Raw genomic sequence first — 21,260 nt, 5'->3', positions numbered from 1 at the left:
GTCCCAGCGGCCCGCCGGGCCCGGTCGGACCCACCGGCCCTTCGGGTCCTCCCGGTCCTTCGGGTCCTCCGGGGCCCAGCGGTTCGCCGGGTCCCAGTGGTCCTGCGGGTTCCACCGGGCCTTCGGGTCCTCCCGGTCCCAGTGGTCCTGCGGGCTCCACCGGGCCTTCGGGTCCTCCCGGTCCCAGCGGTCCTGCGGGCTCCACCGGACCCTCGGGTCCGCCCGGGCCCGTGGCCACCACCGAGACCGTCGGTGACCCCATCACCGTGGCCCCCGGCAATGAGGCCACCGTGTTCGCCACCTGCCCGGCGGGGAGCACCCTCGTGAGCGGTGGGTACCTCATGAGCGGCTCGCTGCAGGTCCTGCTGACCTCACGGGCGGCGACTCCCAACACCTGGACCGTCACCGTCCTGAACCCCTCGACAACGACCTCCGCCACCGTGGCGGCCGTCGCACAATGCGCGCCGTGACCGCACGCCGGGCCCATCCGCCCGCCCCTGAAGGGAATTTCATGCTCAGATCGGAAAGGGTCGTCAAGGCCCTGGGGACCGGCGCATGCCTGGTCTCCGTCCTGGCACTCTCCGCACCGACCGCCTCGGCGACGACGACCGACATCTCGTGCGGCGAGATCCAGTCCGGCGTGGTGTCCTGCCAACTGCCGGACGGCCTCTCCTCGTACGACACCACCGCCCTGCTGGCGGCGGCGCAGAACGCGACGGGGACCCCGCTGGCCACGACCACGCCCATGGTCGTGACGGCGTACGGCGGCGCCGGACGGTACGGCACCAACGGCGGCGGCCTCTACCGTGGCGGTGACGGCGGCTACGGTGGCAAGGCGCAGACCGTCACGTCGATCGCGAGCTTCCAGAACGCGTTCGGACAGACCCTGTACTACTACGTCGGCCAACTCGGCGCGACGTCCGCCGGCGGCCGCGGCGGCGCCTCCACCCTGGTCTCCGGCGTGGACCTCACCACGCAGAACCCGTGCATCGCGGGCTACGGCTCGTGCACCACGACCACGCTGCTCGCCGACGCCGGCGGTGGCGGCGGTGGTGGCGAGGGCAATGCCAACGGCGACGGCGGCGCCGGCGGCAACGGCGGCACCGCGGTCTCGGGTCAGATCATCTCGGCCGGATCCGCGGGCAGCGACGGCAAGGCGACCACCGGCACCCTGACGCGTACCGGTGCGGGCGGCAGCGGCGGCAGCAACGGTACCGGCGGTTCAGGCGGCCGTGGCGGCTCCGGGGTGGACCACAAGGCCGGGAGCAGCGGCATCGACGGCATCGGCGGTCTGGGCGGCCCGGTCCACACCGGCAACGGGCCCAACGCCGGTGCGGCGTGGACGAACAACTCCTCCCTCTTCTTCGGCAATGCCGGACAGGGCGGCGAGGGCGAGTGGCGGACCAACAGCACCAACTACGGCAGCGGCGGCGGTGGCGGCGGCGGCTGGGGTGGCGGCGGTGGCGGTGGCGGCGGCGGTGAAGCCATCACCGGTGGCGGCGGAGGCGGTGGCGGCAGCTGGGCGGTGGCGAACACCGACACGGCCTCCAGCGTCCCGGTGATCTCCAACGGCAACAGCGGTGAGAACGGCGCCGTCTACGTGACGTTCGTCGGTTCGGGCAGCTGACAGCCGGCGCGGCCGGTGAAGGCGCGCCCCGTGCCCCGGGGCTCCCTTCGCCGGCCGTGCCCTGCTGTGGGGACGATCCCGGTTCCCGCGACGCAGCGTTGGACGCACGAAACGCCCTGCGGCCCCGCCCCCCTTCCGGGGCGGGGCCGCAGGGCGTTGGCGAGGGGAGGTCAGCCGACGCAGGACGTCACGGCTGCCGGGCTGTAGAGGCAGTTCGTCGGGGTGTTGTTGGCGATCGTGGTGGTCGTGACCGAGGTGATCGCGGTGCTCGTCCAGATGCCGCCAGGCGCGGGGGCGTCCGGCGCGACGTTGAACTGGACCGAGGCGTCGGTCAGGTTGTAGGTGCCGGACGCGTTGTAGATGCCGCCGGCTCGTGAACCGGTGCCGGAGACCTTGTTGCGGTCGATGGCGGAGCCGTCCACGTTCACCGCCGGGGTGCTGGCGAGGGTGGCCGTGTAGATCCCGCCGCCCAGCGAGTAGCGGCCGGCGGCCAGGTTCTCCGTCACGTCCGAGGCGTTCAGGAGGTTCAAGGTGCCTCCCCGCGCGTTGATTCCGGCCCCGTGACCGGCCTCTCCGATGAGCTTGTTCCCCTTCACCTTGGTGTTGTCCAGCGTGAGCGTTCCGCCGTGCACGGAGATGCCGCCTCCGCCGTCGTCCGCGGCTTGGACGGTCAGCGTGTTCCCCTCGATGACGGAGTCGGTGAAGGTCCGGTTGCCGCTGAACCCGATGTACACCCCGCCGCCGGAGCCCGAGCCGAGACCGCCGGTGGTGACGCGGTTGTCGGTGACGGTGGTCCCTGTCATGTTCAGGGTCCCGTTTCCGTCGGAGGAGATGCCGCCGCCGACGTCGAAGGCGGTGTTGTGCTTGATGCTGCCGCCGTTGACGGTGAGCGTCCCGGCGCTGTGCCCGATACCGCCGCCGACACGCGCACGGTTGCTCGTGATGTCGGTGTTGGTGAGGGTGAGCTGCCCGTCGGACTGCAGCCCGCCCCCGCCGCTCGCCCCACCGGTGGTCTGGTTGTCCGAGATGCGGCTGTCGGTCAGGGTTCCCGTCGTGTTGGACCGGAACCTGATGCCGCCGCCGAGGTTCGCCGTTGCCCCCTGGAAGGAGACGTTGGCTCCCGTGAACGTGCTGTTCTCCCTGACCAGCACGTTGCCGCCGCCGATGGAGTTGGAGGGCTGCCCGTTCATGACGGTCAGGTCGTTGAGTGTCAGCTTGCCCGGGACGGCCGAGGAGGTGCCGACCTCGAACAGGCGGAAGGATGCGACGCCGACACGCTTGATGGTCGCGTTGTGACCGTTGATGGTCACGCCGGCGGTGTTGTTGGTGATGGGTGGAAGCCCGGTGTCGGTCACGTTGGCGACCGAGACCTCGTAGAGGCAATACGGCTCCAGGTCGAGGACCGTATCGATGTTCGCGTTGGCGTCGTTGATCGCGGTGATCAAGGCCGCGGTGTCGCACGGCACGGTGACCGCGTGGGCGGGGACCACGGCGGTCGCCGTTGCCGCGCCGGTCAGGGCAAGGGTGACAAGGGAGCTCATTCCCCGGTGACGCGTGCTGCGCCGTCTCATCGTCGTGCCTTTCGTGAAGCCGTTCGTGGAGCCGTCCGTGGTGCGGTACGCGGACCGGCGCGATGCCGTCAGGCTCTGCCGCGCTCCTGCGCCGAGGAGGCTGGGACCCGGGGAAGGGGTAACCGTCCGGGGCGCGGTTCATGCCCCGTACCGCAGCGTGGCCGCGGTCTGTCACACGTCCGGGCCCAGCCGCAGACCCGTACGGCGGGTCGGGCACCGGGACGGGTGCCGCGTCGGGTGCCGCGTCGGACGGCCCGCCGTCCGGGTCAGGAGTCCTTGATCCGGACGAGGCCGCCGACCACGCCGACATAGGCGGAGCCGTCGCTTCCCAGGGTCACCGGCGCGTAGTGGTTGTTGAACAGGGGCCCGGCGCCGACCAGCCGGCTCCACACCCGCTCGCCGGTCCGTACGTCCAACGCCGTGAGGTACCAGGCGTCGGGCATCGCGGCGGTGCCCGTCCGGTGGGCGGAGCGCAGTTCGTCGGCGGTGGGGTGCGTGAAGGTGTACAGGAGGCCCGTCGCGAGGGAGACCTTGCTGACGACGCTGGGAACCCGTTCGCTGCTGTCGGACCAGGCCAGGGAACAGGTACGGGTGGCGTAGTCGACGTGGACCCGGGCCAGGCCGGGTTCCGTGTCGACCTGGCGCCCCCCGAGCATTCCCTTCAGGAGGGCGTGTTCTCCGACGACGTACCCGTAGTTGTTCTCCACGACGAGGTCACCGCCCACGGCGACGAGGCTGTTCTCGTCGGCGCTCCTGCCCGGGGCGAAGACCGGCTGTTCGCACACCTTCGCGGGCCCGGTCCTCCCGCGCTCCATCACGAGCACCTTCATCCGGGGGTCGGCGTTGTCGGTGATGGCGACGTACCCTCCGCCCGGGCCGGATGCCGGGCCGATGAGCGTGGGAGTGGTCCCGCTGCCCTGGCTGAGCTGGCCGGGCTTCTGCCGCGAGCCCCTGTCGTACGGGGCCCGCCAGGTGACGGCGGGCCGGCCTCCGACCGGCGCGTCGAAGCGGTAGAGGGCGTGGTCGCTGACGACGAACACGCCGCCGGACTCGTCGACCGCGATGCTGTTGGCGATCGCCTCCCCCCGCAGCACGTGGGTGGAGACCGCGCCGGTGGCCGGATCGAGGACGCCGACGACACCGCTACCGGTGACGAACCACATCCTCCCCGACCAGTCGGGGAGGACGGACACGATGCCGCTGGTGCCGACCACCGCCTTGAGGTCGTAACGCGCCTCCGTCACGAGCGCGTCGCCCCGGACGGCCACGACCTGGATGGTGCCGTCCTTCGTGGGGACGACGGCCCGGTCGAGCTGATCGAGGTAGAAGTAGCCGCCTCCCGAGACTTCCGTGGGGCTGGTGCCCGCCGTCCCGGGCAGGGTGAGGGAGGAAACCGCTGCGAGGTCGTGCGGATCGAGCAGCATCAGCCGAGGAGAGAGCCCGGGGGTCATGCAGACGGTCACGATCCGGCCCGTGGAGTCGAAGGTGACCGAGCCGCAGAGCCCGCCCTGGAGCCTGCTGCGTACGGCGAGATCGCGGCCGGTGGGGCCGGGGCCTGTGTACGTGTCGCTCTGGTAGGCGTCGCCGTGCAGGTTGCTGGAGCCGTTGGCGGCCATGAACGGGTGCTGCGGGACCGGGGGGACGGCGACCGGCCGAGGTACGACGGCGTGACCGGTGAACGGGTCCAGTCCGGCTCCGCGCGGATCCCCGGGTATGGACAGGGCGGGCAGGGTCACCGCTCCGGCCGGGGCCGCGGCGGTGAGGGGCGGTAACACGGCGGCTGCCACCAGGACAGCCAGGACACGGAGGAACGTACGCATGCGTAGACCTTTCCTTCCCGCCGGAATCATTGCACTGCTAGTGCAAGAATGATGATGCGGCAGCGGCCGACGGGCTGTCGAGGGGGCGGGAGGCGCGGTATCGCGCCCCGAACGATGGCTTCACGCCCTGGGCGTGGGGGCCTTGACCTGCGGTTTCGTCGTCCCGCAGGCGGTCGCCGGGGCCTCCGTGCATGCTGGGGAAACCGGGGAGCCGGAGTCGGCCGGCGACCGGTGTCGGAACGACGACGACGGCGGACCGCACACGAACGATCCGCCGATCCCGCGAGCCGTGCGAGGACACATCATGAGCCAAGCCATGCTCCGGCAGATCATCGACTACTCCAACCGCGCCGATCCCTACCCGCTGTACGAGGAGCTGCGCAAAACGCCGGTGTTCCACGACGCGGACGGGCCGTACGTCGTCAGCACGTACTACGAGATACAGAGCCTGCTGCACGATCCGCGCCTCAGCTCCGACCCCCGCAACCTGACACTGCCGTCGAGCGACCCGCTGGCGCAGGAGGACGGGGACGACTCGGCGCTGCCCCCGGTGTTCATCAAGCTCGACCCGCCCGACCACGACCGGCTGCGCCGCATCACGAACCGGCCGTTCGGGCCGCCGCACTCGCCGCACAAGGTCCACGACATGCGCGGCGAGCTGGCCGGCATCGTCTCGGGCCTCATCGAAGGCATCGTCGACGCGGGGTCCCCGGAACGGATCGACCTGGTCGACCAGTTCTCCTACCCCTTCCCGGTGACGGTGATCTGCCGACTGCTCGGTGTGCCGCACGAGGACGAGCCCCGCTTCCACGGCTGGGCCGACACCCTCGCCGCCAGCCTGGACCCCGATCCCGACGCCGCCCCCGGCGAGAAGCCGAAGGCCGCCGCCGACGCACAGATGGAGCTCGGCATGTACCTGGCCGGGCTGATCGAGGAGCGCCGCAAGGACCCGGGCGAGGACATGCTGTCCCAGCTGGCGGCCGCCACCGAGGAGGCGGACGGGTCCATGAGCGCGCTGGAGGCCATCAGCACCGCGGCGCTGCTGCTGATCGCGGGCCACGAGACCACGGTCAACCTGATCACGAACGGCATGCTGACCCTCCTGCGCCACCCGGACGTCCTCCAGCGGCTTCGCGAGGACCCGCAGCTGTCCGTACCGATCGTCGAGGAACTGCTGCGTTACGAACCGCCCGTGCAGCTCCTGCCGCGGCGCAGCACGCTCGACGACATCGAGATGGCGGGGGTGAACATCCCCAAGGGGGCCACGGTTTCGCTCATCCTGGCCTCCGGGAACCGCGACCCGAAGCGGTTCGAGCACCCGGACCGCTTCGACCCCGACCGCGGGGACATCCAGCACCTCGGCCTCGGCAGCGGCATCCACAGCTGCTTCGGCGCCCCGCTGGCGCGCATGGAGGCCCAGCTGGCCCTCAGCGAGCTGGCCCGCCGACTGGAGAACCCGCGGCTGCTGGAGGACCCGCCCCCGTACCGCCAGAACGCGGTGCTCCGCGGCCCCCGCCACCTGCCGATCGCCTGCGACGGCATCCGCCCCTGACGCCGGGGGACCCGGCGCACGGACCCGGCGCACGGACCCGGCGCACGGACCCGGCGCACGGACCCGGCGCACGGACCCCGGCGCACCCCCACCCGCTCAGGTGGCCGTTGCGCCGGGGTCGAGGACGGCCTCGACGTCGACCGTGACGTCGACCATGGGGCTGACGACCACTCCGCCGCGGTCGACCACATCGTTCCAGCTCACCCCGAACTCATGCCGGTCGATGCGCGCCGTGGCGACGAATCCGGCGCGTCGCCGGGGGCCGAGGTTCCGCCCCTCCTCCCACCAAGGGGTGTCCCACTGCCCCAGGTAGGTGACGTCGAACGTCACGGGGCGCGTCACGCCGCGTACCGTGAGATCTCCGGTGACCTCGAACTCGGTTCCGCTCACCTGGTGGACGCGCGACCCGGCGAACGTCCACGTCGGGTGGTGCTCGACGTCGAAGAAATCGGCACTGCGGAGGTGGGCGTCGCGCTGGGGCTGACCGGTGTACACCTGGGTCGCGTCGATCGTCGCCTCGACGCGAGCCTCCTCCGGCCGGTCGGGATCGACCACCAGCGAGCCGTGCACGTTCTTGAGCTGTCCGCGCACGTAGGTGACCATCATGTGCCTGGCCCGGAACTCCGCCGCGGTGTGGCCGGGTTCGAAGAACCATGTGGTCACGACCATACGCACCCCTGACCTACCTCTTCACCGGTGCCCGAGCTTCACCGGTGTTCGTGTTCGGTCACTCCCTCGGCCACGAGAGCGACGCCGACGCCCAGCAGCCAGAGGTCCTTGGCCAGGGTGATTCCCTGCTCGGTCGGGCGCAGGCTGCCTTCCTCCCGCATCCCCGGCGTCCGCAGGTAGAGCCCGAGGGTGCCGACGGAGAACGCGGTCAGCGCGGCCCCGGCGACAGCGGCGGGGACGAACGGTACGAGCAGCGTGGCGGCGATGGCGAGCTCCCCGGCGGAGAGCAGCTTGGCGAACTTCTGCGCGTCCGGCTTCGCCAGGAACGGGTAGGTCATGGCGGCGAACTGCTGCAGTCCCTCGGCCGTGGCCTCGTCCGCACCGAGCTTCGAGATCCCGGAGTTCAGGAAGAACGCGCCGGTCGTCAGCCGCAGCGGAAATTGTCGCGCGGCAGCACACCGTGCCGAAGCGGATAGCATGCGGAACCTCCCAACATGTACCCCACGTACCACCCTGCCACCCCCTCGAAGCATGTCAACCGGGGGTCGGGCATCCCCGGCCGGCGAACGCCGCGGCGCGGCCGTGCTCGCCGGCAGCATGACCTCCTCGACCAGGTTGCCCCCGGTGTCCAACACGGCGGTCGGAGCCGTGTTGGTGGCTCGTTGTGGCGGCCGGACACGATGCACAGCGAGGTCCGAACGCCGGGGACGGCGGCGGACAGCTCGTGACCATGACCTGGAAGGAATCTCATGCCGAGGACTCTTGCCCGCCGGACCGCTCTCGTGACGGCGGCGACCGCACTGGCCGCCACCGTGATGGGCGGCACCGCGAACGCCTCCACCAGCGCCTCGTACATCGGCGACGGTTACCGGAACAACACCCATGGCGTGTGGTGTGTCCAGGAGATCATCAACAACTGGTACGAGGGCTGGGGCCCCGGTTCCCCGCGGATCGACGAGGACGGCATCTGGGGGCCTCAGACCAAGCGGGCCCTGCAGCAGTTCCAGGAGGCGTTCAGCGTGAAGCCGGACGGTGTCGTGGGCCCGCAGACCGGCTACGCGCTGCTGACGAATGACGCCTACGACCCGTACCAGGGCCGTAACGGCTACTGCTACTCGTACATCCCCACCCCCGCCGGCTACTAGGAGACACCCATGCCCGAAAAGCTCACTTCCCGGATCGCCGTCGTGGCGGCGGCCGCCGCCGTGCTCACCGGCGTGATGACCGGCGGCAGCGCGAGCGCTTCGACCACGGCCCCGTACGTCGGCAACGGCTACACGAACAACACGCACGCCGTGTGGTGCGTGCAGCGCATGATCAATTATGCGATCGACCGCGGCCGTTACTGGGGTGTCGCCAAGGTCGCCGAGGACGGCGTCTGGGGCCCGAAGACCCGCCAGGCCGTCGTGGACGTCCAGAAGGGCACGGGCGGCAGCCTGAAGGCCGACGGCATCGTGGGCCCGCAGACCGGCGACATGCTGATGTTCGAAGGGGACCCCTACTACAGCGGCGGCGGGGCGGGCAACGGCTACTGCCACACCTACCTGCCGACCACCTACTAGAGCGGCGCGCTGTTCCGGCGACGGGAACTCGGATGCGGGCGGACGGGAGGCCGCCCGCATCCGCGCGGCGCCACGCCCTAATCCATGGATCCCGCGAACCCCCAGCGGCTTACGATCTGCCCCAGCCGGTCCTTCCGACACGCGGAGGGCCGACCGTTGACGCTTGGGGGAGCGCGATGTTGAGGTTCGGGCTGCTTGGACCGCTGGTGGTGCACGACGGTACGGAGCTGACGCCGGTCGCGGGGCTCAAGGTTCGCGTCCTGCTGGCAGCCCTGCTCCTCCAGGCGGACCGCGTGGTGCCCAAGGACGCCCTCAAAGAGGCCATGTGGGGCGAGCGGCTCCCGTCCAGCGTCGAGGCGTCCTTCGCGAACCATGCGACCCGGCTGCGCAGGATCCTCTCCGCCACCGGGGACAATCGCCTGCTCACCGTGGCCCCGGGCTATCAACTCCGCGTACGGGACGGCGAACTGGACGTCGAGGTGTTCGAGACCCGGGCGCGCGCCGCAGGTCTCGCGCATCATGCGGGGGACTGGCACACGGTCCGCACGGAGAGCGATGCGGCGCTGGCGCTGTGGCGCGGGGAGCCCCTCGCCGATCTGTCCCCGTTCTCCGAGCACCGGGCCCCGTCCCTGCGCGTCCACCAGCTCGCCGAGGCGCGCCTCCAGGTCCGCGAGTGGGCCTTCGACGCCGACCTCCACCTCGGGCGCCACCGCGAGATCTGCACCGAACTCGCCGCCCTGGCCGCCGAGAACCCGCTGCGCGAGGCACTCCACCGCCAGCTCATGCTCGCCCTGCACCGCAGTGGACGCCAGGCCGACGCGTTCGAGGTCTTCCACGCGCTGCGACGGTCGCTGGTCGACGAACTCGGTACGGAACCGGGGGCCGCCGTCCACCAGGCGTACCAGGAACTGCTCGAACAGGAACAGAATCAGGAACAAGAGCAGGAACGGGACCCGGCTCCGCCCGCCCGTGGCCCGTCGCGCGGAACGGGAACGGGGGCTTCGTCGCCTTATCAACTGCCGCCCTCCGTAGCCGAATTCACCGGGCGGGAAGCCGAGGCGGCGACGGTCGCAGGGCTGCTGCGCCGACCTGTGACGCTCCCGGACGACGACGGTGAAGGCGGCGGCAGCGACGGTCACCGGACGGCGGCGCCCCTGCGGCCCGTGGTCATCACGGGCATGGGCGGCATCGGCAAGACCGCCCTCGCCGTCCACGTGGCGCGACTGGTGCGTGACGAGTTCCCCGACGGCACCTTGTACGCGGACCTGCGCGGGTTCAGCAGCGGGGGCGCGCGCTGCGCTCACGACCTGCTCGCCCGGTTCCTGGCCGACCTCGGGGTACGCCCCGCCGTACTGCCCGACGACACCGACGACCTGGCCACCCTCTACCGGACCGCGGTCGAAGGCCGCCGTATCCTGCTGGTCCTGGACAACGCGCGGGACGCGACCCAGGTCGGCCCGCTCCTGCCGCCCGACGGCCCCGGCGCGGCCCTGATCACGAGCCGCCACCTCCTGGCAGAGGTGCCCGGTGTCAGGATGGTGCCCCTGCGGCCGCTCGGCCCCGACGAGCAGCTGACCCTGCTGTCCAAGCTCTGCGGAGCCGACCGGATCACGGACGAGCCGGCCGCCCTGGCCGACATCCTGACCGCCTGCGGCGGCCTCCCACTGGCCCTGCGGATCGTCGGTGGCCGACTCGCCTCCCGGCCGTCATGGCCGCTGGCGCTGCTGGCCGAGCGCCTCACCCCGCACCGGGGCCGCCTCCAGGCCCTGGCCATGGGCTCGGTCGCCGTACGGCACACCTTCGACATGAGCTACCTGGCGATGCGCGCGAGCGGCAACGACCTGGAGCGCGAGGCGGCCCGGGCCTTCCGGCTGCTGGGGTTGTGGCAGCCCCACGCCGTGACCACCCGGTCGGCGGCCGCCCTGCTGGGTACGACGGAGCACGACGCGGCCGCCGCACTGGAGCTGCTGGTCGACGCGAACCTCGTACACAGCCACGAGCCCGACGCGTACGCGCTCCACGACCTCCTCGGCGAGTACGCGGCGCAGCGGGCGGCGGAAGAAGTCACCGCTCCTGAGCAGGAGAGCGCCATCCTGAGGCTGCTCACCTGGTACGCACGGGCCGTCGCCAGGGCCTGTGCCGTGGCCAGCCACGAGTCACAGTCCCCACCGCCGCTCGACGGCCCGCAGGACCCGGCGCTGCCCGCGTTCGCGGAGGAGGCGGGCGCCTTGGCGTGGACCAAGCGGGAACTGCCCGCGATCCGTGAGGCCATCACCCGGGCCGGGGTGCTCGGACGCTCGGACATCGCCTGGCGTCTGGCCGTCGGGCTGTTCGGGTACGCGACCACGCACTGGTGGACCGGCGAGTGGGACGCCTGCCTGCGACAGGCCATGGACATCGCGACGGCGCACGACGACAGGCTCGGGCGTGCCTGGCTCCACCGCAGGATCGCCGTGGCCCACGGGATGGCGAACCGCAACGAGCAGTGCCTGAGGCACCTGAACGCGTCGCTCGGATTCTTCACCGACGCCGGCGACGAACTGGCGCAGGCCTCGATCCTGGGCAACGTGTCGAGCCTGTACGTCCAGATCGGGGACGCGGAGCGGGGGCTCGCCCACGCCGAGCGGTCGTACGAGCTGTACCGGAAGGTCGGCAACGCCGCCAGCGAGGCGCTGGCCCTGAGCCGGATCGCGGACGCCCAGGAAATGCGCGGCGAACACGACCTGGCGGCGGCGTACCACCAGAAGGTCATCGAGGCACTCCGCGAGCAGCGGCACGGCGTCTTCCTGGCCACCAGTCTGACCAAACTCGGCGACATCCACCGGCAACTCGGCCGCCGTGAAGCGGCGTTGGAGGCGCAGACGGAGGCGCTGGCCATCCGGCGGCGGATGAACGACCTCGGCGGGACGGCCGACTGCCTGGCCTTCATGGCCCGGACGCACCATCAGTTCGGCGAGTGGGACGCCGCGCGGGCCTGCTGGGAGCAGTGCCGGGACCTGGGGCTGCGCCACGGCATGACGCAGCACATCGAGCGGAGCCGTGCGGGCCTGGCCGCGCTGCCGTAGGGGGCGGCCCCGAGCGCGTGCTCGGGGCCGCCGCCCGGAGTGCCGCCAGTACGTCAGCTGACCCAGCCGGTGCACTTCAGCTCGACGCCCTCGACGTTCACGCAGGCGCGCAGCCAGGTGCCGTCCGGCCAGTACTGCATGGACGTGTACACATCGCCACCGTCACGGTGCTCGTAACCGCGCATTCCGTCCCACGTCCTGCCGCCGTCCGTGGACCGGTCGATCCACACCCCGTACTTGTAGTACGTCGTGGCCGTCCTGGCCCAGCCGTACCATCTGCCGTCCTTCTTGCCGGAGCGCAGTTCCACGGTGGCGTACGCGCGGACGGTCGCCGTCGCGTCGGTGTCCGGACCGGAGTCCCAGCTGACCGGGCCCGGGTTCCAGCCGTCGCAGCCGTAGCCGCTGCATCCCAGCCCGGCGGCCGAGGCGGGATTGCCCGTGGTCATCAGTGTGGCGAGGGCCATGGCCGCGACCGGCAGAGCCCGGGTGAGTATCCGACTGCGCTTGTTCCTCATGATCCGTCCGTCCCCTGTTGTCGAGTACTGAGCGGGCACGCCCGCACCGGGCCTGCGCCGACGGTCAGGGGCGTGGTGCCCGGGGCCCCTCGGCCGACGTGGGAAGAGTGCCCGCGGCACCCAACACGTGCCCAACGCGCTGCCAACGGGGCCGCGGCGCGGGCCCGGAGGCGAGCCGGAGGAGGGGGGTGTCCGTGGCGAGGAGGGCCCGGAGGGCGGGGATGTCCGTCCAGGCGAGGCCGAGGGAGCGGGCGGCGTGGCGGAGGGTGATGTGGTCGGCTCCGCCGGCCGCTTCACGAAGGGTCGTCATGGCCTCGTCCCGGTCGAGGAAGGCGATCCCCCCGGCGGGCGGGTCCTGCCGGGGCGTTCGGGTGCGCTCGCTCTCCAGCCCGGGAATGCCGGTGAGCCGGTGGGAGACGTCGGCGGCGGCGTCCAGGGTGGCCGGGCGCTCGTCGACGAGGGCCCGGGCGACGGGGTTGTGGCCGATGGCCTCCTGGAGCGGCACGGGGTACAGCCGCGGGGAGACGTCCGTGAGGCGGATGACGCTGTTCACGGTCCGGACCGTGCCGCGGACGCCGTGGACGGCGGCGGCCCACAGCGCGGATGCCTCGGAAGGGTGCCAGGCCAGTGCGCGGGCGGCCGCCGCTGCCGCGTCCCGGTCCGGGGTGACGGGGTGGCTTCCCGCGAGGCGTTCGAGGAGGGGCTGTTCACCGATCTCCCCGTCGAGGCCGGGGCCCGCGATGTGGACGGTCGTGGGGATGCCGGTGAGGTGGCAGGCGGCGAGGGCGAGGGCGTCCCCGAACGGGCTGCACAGGCCGGGCTCGTTGCCGTGGGTCAGGATGTCGCCGCCGATGTCGACGACGTGGATCCGGCCGCCCGCGGCTTCGGCCATCGATGAGATCTGCCGTGCCAGGGAGAGGAGTCCCCGGGCGGGGTCGAGGAGCAGCAGCCGGGCGGGCAGATCCCTGGCGAGGGCGGGCATGGTGGATCCGGCCGGCGGGCGGGCGCGGGTGGCGGGTGTGAACGATGCGAAGCCGCCCCCGAGACCGCTGCCCCCGAGACCGCCGCCCCGCGTGCCTCCGGCCTCGTGGGCGAGGCCGTCGAAGTCGCCCGCCCCGAGGGGGCGGGCGGTCGGGTCGACCTCCGGGCGCTCCCACGCATAGGTGGCGATCCACGGGGGATCCGCCGGGACGGCCCGGTCCGCCGTGAGGGTGCGGGCGGCGATGAGGGTCCCGACGGGGTCTCCTCCGCCGCCCGCCGCGATGTACAGGTCCCTCACGCGGCTCCCTCGCGCTCGCGCAGGTCGATGCCGGTGATCCGTACCGGTGTCGCCCCCATGTTCTTCCGGGCGCGCTTGTTCGCCGCGTGGAGGTTCTCGTAGTACTCGCGGTCGAGGTCCTTGACGGACCCGGAGTAGAACATCCAGGACAGCACGTCGCGGTACTTGAAGCCCTTGGGGGTCAGCTGGACGCGGCGCCCGAGACGGTGGACGAGCCCGTTGGACTCGGCCGCTTCCAGGACGGGCTCGAACTCGTCGGCGTGCTTCCGGTAGCCGAAGCGGTCGAGCTCCGTGAGGTCGAGGTCGAACATGTCGAGGACGAGGCGCTTGCGGACGAGCTCCTCACCGGTCAGCTCGAAACCGGTGACGGGCGCGAGCTCGTGGTTCTTGGCCCTCCTGATGTAATCGGCGACCTCGGCCGCCGAGGGCTTCACGCTGCCGCACATGTAGTCGAGCACGCTGGTGTAGGAGCGGGCGCCGACCCCGAGGCCGAGCAGGGGCACGCCGTGGAAGGTGAGCACCTTCTGCACGTAGCCGCCGCGACCGGGCTTCTTGTAGCGGACGGAGCCCTCCTGGACGTATCCGTGGTCGAGGAAGACCTGGCGGGCGTAGTCGTAGCGCTCGTACAGCTCGGGCTGCCACATGTACTGGTAGGCGCCGGTCCTGGAGAACCAGGCGTCCGGCCGCACCGTGAGGAAGTAGGTGCTGATGGTGGTGGGCCGGAGCGCGGCCAGCTCGTCCACGCTCTGGCGCCAGGTTTCGGGTGTCTGTCCCGCGAAGCCCATGATCAGGTCGGTGGACAGGTCCGGCAGGCCGAGTTCGTGGGCGGTGCGGACGGCGCGGCGGATGACGTCCTCGTCCTCGCCGCCGCGGCCGGCTTCGCGGATCTCGCGCGGGACGAGGGACTGGATGCCGACGTTGGCGCGCGTGAGGCCCATGTCGATGAGGGCCTTGAAATCGTCGGGCGCGTCGGCGATCGACGACGGGGTGGCTTCCACGGCGACCTCCTCGGCCGTGGAGCGCCAGTTGGGGTAGATCTCGCCGATGGTGGTGAAGATCTGCTCGAAGTGGCGGGGCTTCAGCAGGGCGGGGGTGCCGCCGCCTATGTAGATCGTGCGTAACCGCCGGGCCTGGATGATCTCCGCGTGATCGCGGATCTGCGTACAGAGGGCGTCGGTGTAGGCGTCGTAGACGTCCTCGTCGGTGCTGATGATGGTGTACAGGTTGCAGAAGCCGCATTTGCGGTCGCAGAAGGGGACGTGCAGGTAGAGATTGAGCTCGGGGACCTGGTGGTTGGCGAGATCCCTCGCCCACACGTCGTCCACGCTCCACTTGCCCTCCGGGAGCGGGCGGTACGTGGAGCGGGGCGGGTACGAGTACTGGTAGGGCGGAATGACGCCCTGGTCGATGTGGTCGGCGAGCTCCTGGTGCAGGCTGCTGGTCACGGTGTTGCCTTCCCGTACGGGGTGCCGGCGCGGGTTTTCCTGGCCTGGCGATCCGATCACGGGACACTTGTCCGGTTCCATCGGGTGGGCGCACCAAATACCCGCTGTGTACTGGCCGGTTCGTTGGCAGTTGCTCCAAAGGCCCGTGCTGCGGGGGGACTTCTTTTCGTCTGTCAGGCCGATAGCCGTCGAGCCCGCCTCCCGGCTTTGCTGGAGGAATGACAACCGGGGTGGGCCCGCGCGGGCCGGGAGTGCTGGTGATCGAGCCGATGGGGAACGCCGGGCGGTTCCTCGTCGAGGCGGCCGGCCGGCTGGGAGTGCGCCTGTACGCGGCCACCCGCGAGGACATCCACGACGGGTACCCGGACCGGCTGCGGGCCGGCCTCGCGGGGGTGTGCGCGACGGACCTGACCGACACCCCGAAGGCCCTGGACGACATGGCCGCCTTCTGCCGGCAGCACGCCGTCACCGGTGTCGCCGCCTGCTTCGAGCTGTTCACCCCGCTCGCCGCACTGCTCGCCGAGCGGACCGGCCTGCCCGGCAACGATCCCCGACTCGCGCGCGCGGCCAGGAACAAGATCGAGATGGGTGAGGTGTTCGCGGCCGCCGGTATTCCCGCACCCCGCTGGGCGGTCGCGCACGACGCCGCCGGGGCGTACCGGGCGGCACGGGAGCACGCGCTCGGATGGCCGCTGGTGGTCAAGCCCGCGGAGCAGGGCGGTTCGTGGGGCGTGTCCGTGGTCGACGGTCCCGGCCGGCTCGCCGACGCGGTCGGCGCGGCCCAGCGGTTCACGCACGCCGAACCGCACGGCCTGGAGCTCGACACGCGGGCCCTGCTGCAGGAGTACATCCCAGGGGGGGAGTACTCCTGCGACACGGTGGTCGCGGGCGGGGTGGCCTACCCCCTGCCCGTCGTCGCGAAGGACACCACCGAGGGCCGGTACCGCATCGAGACCGGCCACACCTGCCCCTCCGGCCTGCCCGCGCCGCTGATCAGGAAGGTGCAGCACATCGCCGCGCGGGCGGCGCTCGCCGTCGGCGTCCGCAACGGGATCGCGCACACGGAGGTGAAGATTCCGCCGGGCTCGGAGACCCCGTACGTGATCGAGACCGGCGCCCGACTGCCGGGGGACAACCTGTGCGAGATCGTCGAGGCCGCGACGGGCGTGAGCGAGGCCGTGGCCCAACTCCAGGCCGTCCTCGGCCTGGTGCCCGACACCGTTCCCTCCCGTACGGACGCGGCGTCGATCCGGTTCCTGCTGCCGGAGCGCGGCGGCGTGGTGCGACAGGTGGTCATCCCGGAACTGCCCGGTACGCGGGGCGAGGTGCATCTGCGGCCCGGGGAGGTGGTGCCGGACCCGGCGGATTCGGCCTGCCGGGTCGGGCACGTGGTGGCCCGTGCGGAAACGGCCGGGCGAGCGCGCGGGCTGGCCGACCGGGTGGCCGCCCGGTCCCGAGTGGAAGTGGGCTGAAGCCGGTGCGGAAGATCGCGTTCTTACGGTCGGTGGGCATCCGGCGCGCCGACCCCTACGTCCAGCAGGCCGTACGCGGGCTCGCGGCGGACGGGATCGAGGCCGGACTGTTCCACACCAGCGGCACCGCCGGTGACGAGGACTTCCCCGGCTACCGGGAACGCCTCGACCGGGGCGTCACGCCACGGGAGCTCGCGGACGCGGTCGCCGCCTGGGGGGCGGACGCGGCGGTGTCGATCTCGCTGCCGTGCGAGAACGCGCTGCGCGACGCCGCGGCCAAGGCCTTCCTGGACACCGTGGGCATCCCGACGGTCATGACTCCGCTCGCCGCGACGATGCTGCTCGTGGACAAGTGGGAGACCAAGCGGCTCTGCGAGCGGGCCGGGCTGCCGGTGCCCGACGGGTTCCGTGTCGACTCCGATCTGCTGGCGGGCCGGGGTCTCGCGGTGCCCGGCTACCGGGACGCGCTGCGCGTGCAGGCCGAACGGATCGGCTATCCGCTGATGTCGAAGCCCGTATGGGACTCGACCAGCATGGGCATCCGCACCCTGCGCTCACCCGCCGACCTCGATGCCTACCTCGCACCCGGCACCGCGGTGTCGGGGAGGGCGTCCGCGGTGGTGGAACAGGTCGTCGAAGGCGACCTGTGCAGCGTGGACATCGTGGGGCGCCCCGGCGCCTACCAGGTCCTTCCCCTGTGCTGGACCGGACGCGCCGGGGCGGAGCCGGTGTTCACCTTCGCGGACCTGCGCTGGTGCGGCCCCCGTGAGGAGGCCGACGCCGCGTTCGCCGAAGTGGCCCGCACCCTGGTCGACCTCTGCCGGGGCCTGGGAGTGCACGGATCGGTGAACGTCGACATGATCTACACCGGCGGCCGGTTCGTGATCCTGGAGATCAACCCGCGCATCGGCGGGGCCACCACCCTCTCCTGCGCCGCGTCCGGCACCAACACCTTCACCTCCCTCGCCCGCCTGGCCCGCGGCCTCCCCTTCACGGGCGGCGCGGCCCGACGGGTCGGCTGGGCGATCGAATTCCTCGCCGGCGGCATCCCGCCGGCGGTGCTGACCGAGCTCCGCCGGCGCGTCCGGGTGGTCACCGCGCACGAGCTCGTCATCGACGGCGCCTCCCACGGGGACATCGTGGTGATCACCCTCGCCGAGGGTGGGGAGGACCGGACCGTGAAGGCCCTGACGGAGCTGCACGAGGCGACCGGCTTCCCCGCGGCCGGGGTCCTGGGCAAGATCAGCTCCCTCCTGAACCGGTGAGCGCGGCCACCGACACCCGCCGCCCGCGCACCGCGGCGGACCGTCTCGGCCTGCCCGGACTGCGCGGGCACGGCCTCTTCATCACCGGCAACCTGATCGACTCCGTCGGCAACGGCATGCTCCTGCCGCTGGGACTGCTGTACTTCACCGACGTCCAGGGCCTGTCCCTGGCACGGGTGGGCGCGGCCATGACGGTGGGCCAGGCCCTCGCCCTGCCCGTCACGTTCCTCGCCGGACGCCTCATGGACCGCGTCGGACCGAAACGCGTCGTGGTGTGGGCGAACATCCTCTCCGCCGCAGGGTTCGCCCTGTTCCTGCTCGCCCGCGAGCCGTCGCACGTCGCCGGCGTGTACCTCCTCGTACAGGCAGGCATCAACATGTACTTCACCGCGCAGCGCACCCTGATCACGCACGTCACCCGGGCCGACGAACGCCGCTCCTGGTTCGCCTTCACCGGCTCGCTGCGCAACGTCGGGCTCGCCGCCGGGTCCGCCGCCGCGGCAGGCGCCCTGACCGTGTTCGGGAACGGCTCGCTGCGCTGGATGATCGCGGTCGACGCCGCCACCTACCTCCTGGCCGCCGCCTGCTTCGCCGCCCTCACCACCACCCCACCGGAACCGGACGGGACGCCGCCGGGTGCCCTCGTGACCCGGGCCGACCACACCCGCCGCTACCTGCTGCTCGTGGCCGTCAACCTCCCCTACGTCCTCGCGCAGGCCGTCCTCGCCGTCCTCGTCGCCGTCTACACCACCCGTGCCCTGGGGTTCCCCGCCTCGGCGGCGAGCCTGCTGTTCGTCGTCAACACCGCCCTCGTATCCGCTTGTTCGACGGTCGTCACCGCGCACCTGGCGCCCAAGGTGCCCCGCCACGCCGTGACCGCCGGATACCTGATCATGGCCGCCGGGATGTGGGCGTTCGCCCTGCCCGCCCTGCCCGCCCTGCCCGCCCTGCCCTCGCCGCCCGGTGCCGCCTCCGCCGCCTGGGCGGCCCTCATCGTGGCGATCGTCCTGTTCAGCGTGGCGGAGATCCTCCTCGGCCCGGCACTGAGCGAACTGTCCGTGAGCCTCACCCCCCAGGCGGCCGGCGGCTTCACGCAGGGCCTGTACCAGTTCTCGTGGGCCGTCGGCATGGTCGCCGCTCCCGCCCTGTTCACCCTGCTGCTGGAGGCCGGCCCGCTCCTGCCCTGGGCCGTCGAAGCAGCCGCCTGCCTGATCGCCGTACTCGCCGCGCCCGCCCTCAAGGCCCCCAACCGCCACCGCCGGAGGAATCCCCGTTGATCACGAGCATCGTCGAGTCCGTCCATGCGGTCCCCGCCGCAGAGTGGGAGCACCTCGCCCGGTCGGCCGGCCTCTACCTCTCCCACCGGTGGCTCGCCGGTGAGGAGGAAGACCCCACCGCCACCTGTGCGTACGCGCTCGTACGGGAACCGGACGGCACCCTGCTCGCGGCCACCCCCCTCTACCTGGTGCGGGACGAACCGAACGACAGCTACCAGCCCGAGACCGTACTGCCCCCGCACCTGCGGCCCCGCGTGATCGCCGGCGCCCGGCGCGGCTACCACAACACCCCGCTCACCGCCCCCGGCCTCGGCCCCGGCCGCCGGGACGCCTGCCTCACCCTCCTCCGGGACGCCGTACGCCGCTTCGCCGGCCACCACGGCACGACGCACTGGTGGCCCTACCTCACCACCGAGGCCGCCACCCGGCTCGCCCCCCTCTACCCGGCACCCGCCCTCCACCTGGAGGACGACGCCCTCATCCCGCTCCCCGGCGCGTGCATCGACGACTACATCTCCTCCCTGCCCGCACAGCGCCGCGCCGGCATCCGACGTGAACGCCGCGACTTCGCCGCGGCCACCGGCCTCGACGTACGCCGACAGGGACTCGCCGACTGCTGGGAGGACGCCGCAGCGCTGCTCGCCGGACACCAGCAGGACCACGGGCACGACCGGGACGGCCTCGACGCGATGAAGGGTCTGCTGAAACGGCAGGCCACGGCGATGGGCGGCGAAGCGCGCGTGGTGGCCGCCTACGACGGACCCCGGATGATCGGCTTCTGCCTCTTCTACCACTACGGCACCACGACGTGGATCCGCGCGGTCGCCCTCGACCGCCACCACCCGGCGCCCCACCTGTACTTCAACCTCATGTACTACCTGCCCGTCGAGGACGCCTACGCCCACGGCACGACCGCCCTGCACGCGGGCATGAAGGCCATCGAGGCCAAGCGCCGCCGCGGGGCCGGGGTGTCCGGCCTGTACGCCCTGGCCGACCCACCGTCCTGATCTTCCGCGCGGCGCACCGGTGCTCGCGGAGAAGCACGGAATGCTGTGGGTGCGCCGAGGGCGGGTGCCCGCCCTCACCGGCCGAGCCACGAGGCGGCGGCCGCGCCCGTACGCCCGCCTTCCCTCCGGGAGTTCCTGATGTCCAGAGCGATCACCTTCTCCGAGTACGGCGCGCCCGAGGTGCTGCGCCTGTCCGACGTCACCCCGCCGGAGCCCGGTCCGGGCCAGGTCCGGATCCGGGTGCGGGCCGCCTCCGTGAACCCCTTCGACATGAAGCTCCGCTCCGGCCTGATGGCCGGCGCCGTCCCGGCCCGGTTCCCCGTGGTCCTCGGTCTGGACGCGGCCGGCGTGGTCGATGCCGTGGGTGAGGGAGCCGACGCGGCCGCGGGGGACGAGGTCCTCGGCGTCGCCGCCGGCGGCAGCTACAGCGAGTACGCGCTGCTCGACCGGCCGGTGGCCAAGCCCGGAGCCCTGTCCTGGGAGGCCGCGGCCTCGCTGGTCACGGTCGGTCAGACCGCGTTCCGTGTCCTGGAGGAGCTGGGCGTGCGAACCGGGCAGACCCTGCTCGTCCACGGCGCCGCCGGCAGTGTGGGCACGGCCGCGGCACAGTTGGCCGTCGCCCGGGGCATCACGGTCCTGGGAACGGCCGGCGAGCGCGACCTCGAACGGGTGAGGGCACTGGGAGCCGCGGTGGTCCGCTACGGCGACGGCTGGCCGGAGCGGGTGCGGGCCGCCGCTCCCCAGGGGGTGGACTTCGTCTTCGACACCTCCGGTGCGGGTGTGCTGGCCGAATCGGTCGCGCTGACCGGCGACAGCACCCGTGTCGTCACCATCGCCGACATGTCGGCGGCGGAGCACGGCGTGGTCTTCAGCGCCGGCAGCACGGACCGGACCGGGGACTTTCTGCCGGAGCTGGTAAGGCTGGCCGCCGAGGGGAAGGTCTCGGTGCCGGTCTGGCGCACCTATCCGCTGGCCGAGGCCGCCCAGGCCCACACCGACCTGGAAGCCCACCGCAACCGCGGCAAGGCCGTCCTGCTGCCCTGAGCCGCCCGCGCTTGGCCCGCGCCCCGGTCGAGGGCGCGGCTCGCGCAGGGGTTCGCGCAGGGCTTCGCACAGGAGTTCTCGCGACCGCCC

18 protein-coding genes are annotated in these 21,260 nt (G+C 72.1%); 11 read left to right on the top strand and 7 right to left on the bottom strand.

The window, feature by feature from the left end:
* Nucleotides 1-230: 230 nt before the first annotated feature.
* Both KO717_RS03370 and KO717_RS03365 read left to right on the top strand, forming a co-directional pair.
* Nucleotides 231-470, top strand: a complete 240-nt coding sequence (locus KO717_RS03370) for a hypothetical protein (protein WP_301364360.1) — start codon at nucleotides 231-233, stop codon at nucleotides 468-470.
* Nucleotides 471-511: 41 nt separating this feature from the next.
* Complete coding sequence (locus KO717_RS03365) at nucleotides 512-1,627, top strand: hypothetical protein (protein WP_301364359.1); 1,116 nt, start codon at nucleotides 512-514, stop codon at nucleotides 1,625-1,627.
* Nucleotides 1,628-1,797: 170 nt separating this feature from the next.
* Here KO717_RS03365 and KO717_RS03360 read toward each other — a convergent pair whose 3' ends face one another.
* Together KO717_RS03360 and KO717_RS03355 are read right to left on the bottom strand one after the other, a co-directional pair.
* A complete protein-coding gene (locus KO717_RS03360) occupies nucleotides 1,798-3,168 on the bottom strand; it encodes a hypothetical protein (RefSeq protein WP_301364358.1) in 1,371 nt (456 codons plus the stop codon).
* A 296-nt stretch (nucleotides 3,169-3,464) separates the two neighbouring features.
* Entirely contained in the window at nucleotides 3,465-5,018 is a 1,554-nt protein-coding gene (locus KO717_RS03355; RefSeq protein ID WP_301364357.1) for a hypothetical protein, read from the bottom strand.
* Nucleotides 5,019-5,322: 304 nt separating this feature from the next.
* On the opposite strand from KO717_RS03355, the gene KO717_RS03350 reads away from it, so the two are divergent.
* A complete protein-coding gene (locus tag KO717_RS03350) occupies nucleotides 5,323-6,570 on the top strand; it encodes a cytochrome P450 (protein ID WP_301364356.1) in 1,248 nt (415 codons plus the stop codon).
* A 96-nt stretch (nucleotides 6,571-6,666) separates the two neighbouring features.
* Here the strand turns inward: KO717_RS03350 and KO717_RS03345 are convergent, their stop codons facing one another.
* Together KO717_RS03345 and KO717_RS03340 are read right to left on the bottom strand one after the other, a co-directional pair.
* Nucleotides 6,667-7,239 carry a YceI family protein gene (locus KO717_RS03345; protein WP_301364355.1) on the bottom strand — a complete coding sequence of 191 codons (573 nt, stop codon included), beginning with the start codon at nucleotides 7,237-7,239 and terminating at the stop codon, nucleotides 6,667-6,669.
* Nucleotides 7,240-7,277: 38 nt separating this feature from the next.
* Nucleotides 7,278-7,718 (bottom strand): hypothetical protein, encoded by a 441-nt coding sequence (locus tag KO717_RS03340; RefSeq protein WP_301364354.1) that lies wholly within the window; start codon nucleotides 7,716-7,718, stop codon nucleotides 7,278-7,280.
* Between the two features lie 270 nt (nucleotides 7,719-7,988).
* Here KO717_RS03340 and KO717_RS03335 point away from each other — a divergent pair, with 270 nt between their 5' ends.
* The 3 genes from KO717_RS03335 (at nucleotide 7,989) to KO717_RS03325 (ending at nucleotide 11,866) form a co-directional block, all read left to right on the top strand.
* Nucleotides 7,989-8,384, top strand: a complete 396-nt coding sequence (locus KO717_RS03335; protein ID WP_301364353.1) for a peptidoglycan-binding domain-containing protein — start codon at nucleotides 7,989-7,991, stop codon at nucleotides 8,382-8,384.
* Between the two features lie 9 nt (nucleotides 8,385-8,393).
* Nucleotides 8,394-8,801: a peptidoglycan-binding domain-containing protein gene (locus KO717_RS03330; protein ID WP_301364352.1), complete on the top strand. Its 408-nt coding sequence runs from the start codon at nucleotides 8,394-8,396 to the stop codon at nucleotides 8,799-8,801.
* Between the two features lie 209 nt (nucleotides 8,802-9,010).
* Entirely contained in the window at nucleotides 9,011-11,866 is a 2,856-nt protein-coding gene (locus tag KO717_RS03325; protein ID WP_301364351.1) for an AfsR/SARP family transcriptional regulator, read from the top strand.
* Nucleotides 11,867-11,919: 53 nt separating this feature from the next.
* On the opposite strand, the gene KO717_RS03320 is transcribed toward KO717_RS03325, so the two are convergent.
* The 3 genes from KO717_RS03320 to KO717_RS03310 all read right to left on the bottom strand — a co-directional run bounded on the left by KO717_RS03320 (nucleotide 11,920) and on the right by KO717_RS03310 (nucleotide 15,105).
* Nucleotides 11,920-12,381 carry a hypothetical protein gene (locus tag KO717_RS03320; RefSeq protein WP_301364350.1) on the bottom strand — a complete coding sequence of 154 codons (462 nt, stop codon included), beginning with the start codon at nucleotides 12,379-12,381 and terminating at the stop codon, nucleotides 11,920-11,922.
* A 64-nt stretch (nucleotides 12,382-12,445) separates the two neighbouring features.
* Nucleotides 12,446-13,660, bottom strand: a complete 1,215-nt coding sequence (locus KO717_RS03315; RefSeq protein ID WP_301364349.1) for a DUF1152 domain-containing protein — start codon at nucleotides 13,658-13,660, stop codon at nucleotides 12,446-12,448.
* Nucleotides 13,657-15,105: a coproporphyrinogen-III oxidase family protein gene (locus tag KO717_RS03310; protein WP_301364348.1), complete on the bottom strand. Its 1,449-nt coding sequence runs from the start codon at nucleotides 15,103-15,105 to the stop codon at nucleotides 13,657-13,659. Before KO717_RS03310 ends, KO717_RS03315 begins: the two co-directional genes overlap by 4 nt.
* Before the next feature lie 218 nt (nucleotides 15,106-15,323).
* Between KO717_RS03310 and KO717_RS03305 the strand changes: the two genes are divergently transcribed.
* The 5 genes from KO717_RS03305 (at nucleotide 15,324) to KO717_RS03285 (ending at nucleotide 21,170) form a co-directional block, all read left to right on the top strand.
* Nucleotides 15,324-16,577, top strand: a complete 1,254-nt coding sequence (locus tag KO717_RS03305; RefSeq protein WP_301364347.1) for an ATP-grasp domain-containing protein — start codon at nucleotides 15,324-15,326, stop codon at nucleotides 16,575-16,577.
* 5 nt (nucleotides 16,578-16,582) lie between these two features.
* Nucleotides 16,583-17,842, top strand: coding sequence for an ATP-grasp domain-containing protein (locus KO717_RS03300; RefSeq protein ID WP_301364346.1), 1,260 nt, complete (start codon nucleotides 16,583-16,585; stop codon nucleotides 17,840-17,842).
* Entirely contained in the window at nucleotides 17,839-19,119 is a 1,281-nt protein-coding gene (locus KO717_RS03295; RefSeq protein ID WP_301364345.1) for an MFS transporter, read from the top strand. The genes KO717_RS03300 and KO717_RS03295 overlap by 4 nt, the downstream gene beginning before the upstream one ends.
* Nucleotides 19,116-20,126, top strand: a complete 1,011-nt coding sequence (locus tag KO717_RS03290; RefSeq protein WP_301364344.1) for a GNAT family N-acetyltransferase — start codon at nucleotides 19,116-19,118, stop codon at nucleotides 20,124-20,126. The genes KO717_RS03295 and KO717_RS03290 overlap by 4 nt, the downstream gene beginning before the upstream one ends.
* Before the next feature lie 138 nt (nucleotides 20,127-20,264).
* The gene (locus KO717_RS03285) at nucleotides 20,265-21,170 is read left to right on the top strand and encodes an NADP-dependent oxidoreductase (protein WP_301364343.1); all 906 of its coding nucleotides are present in this window, start codon (nucleotides 20,265-20,267) and stop codon (nucleotides 21,168-21,170) included.
* The last annotated feature ends 90 nt before the right edge of the window (nucleotides 21,171-21,260 follow it).

It is taken from the genome of Streptomyces xanthophaeus (genome assembly GCF_030440515.1).
GTDB lineage: Bacteria > Actinomycetota > Actinomycetes > Streptomycetales > Streptomycetaceae > Streptomyces > Streptomyces kutzneri.
This window is presented reverse-complemented; position numbering and strand designations above follow the sequence as displayed.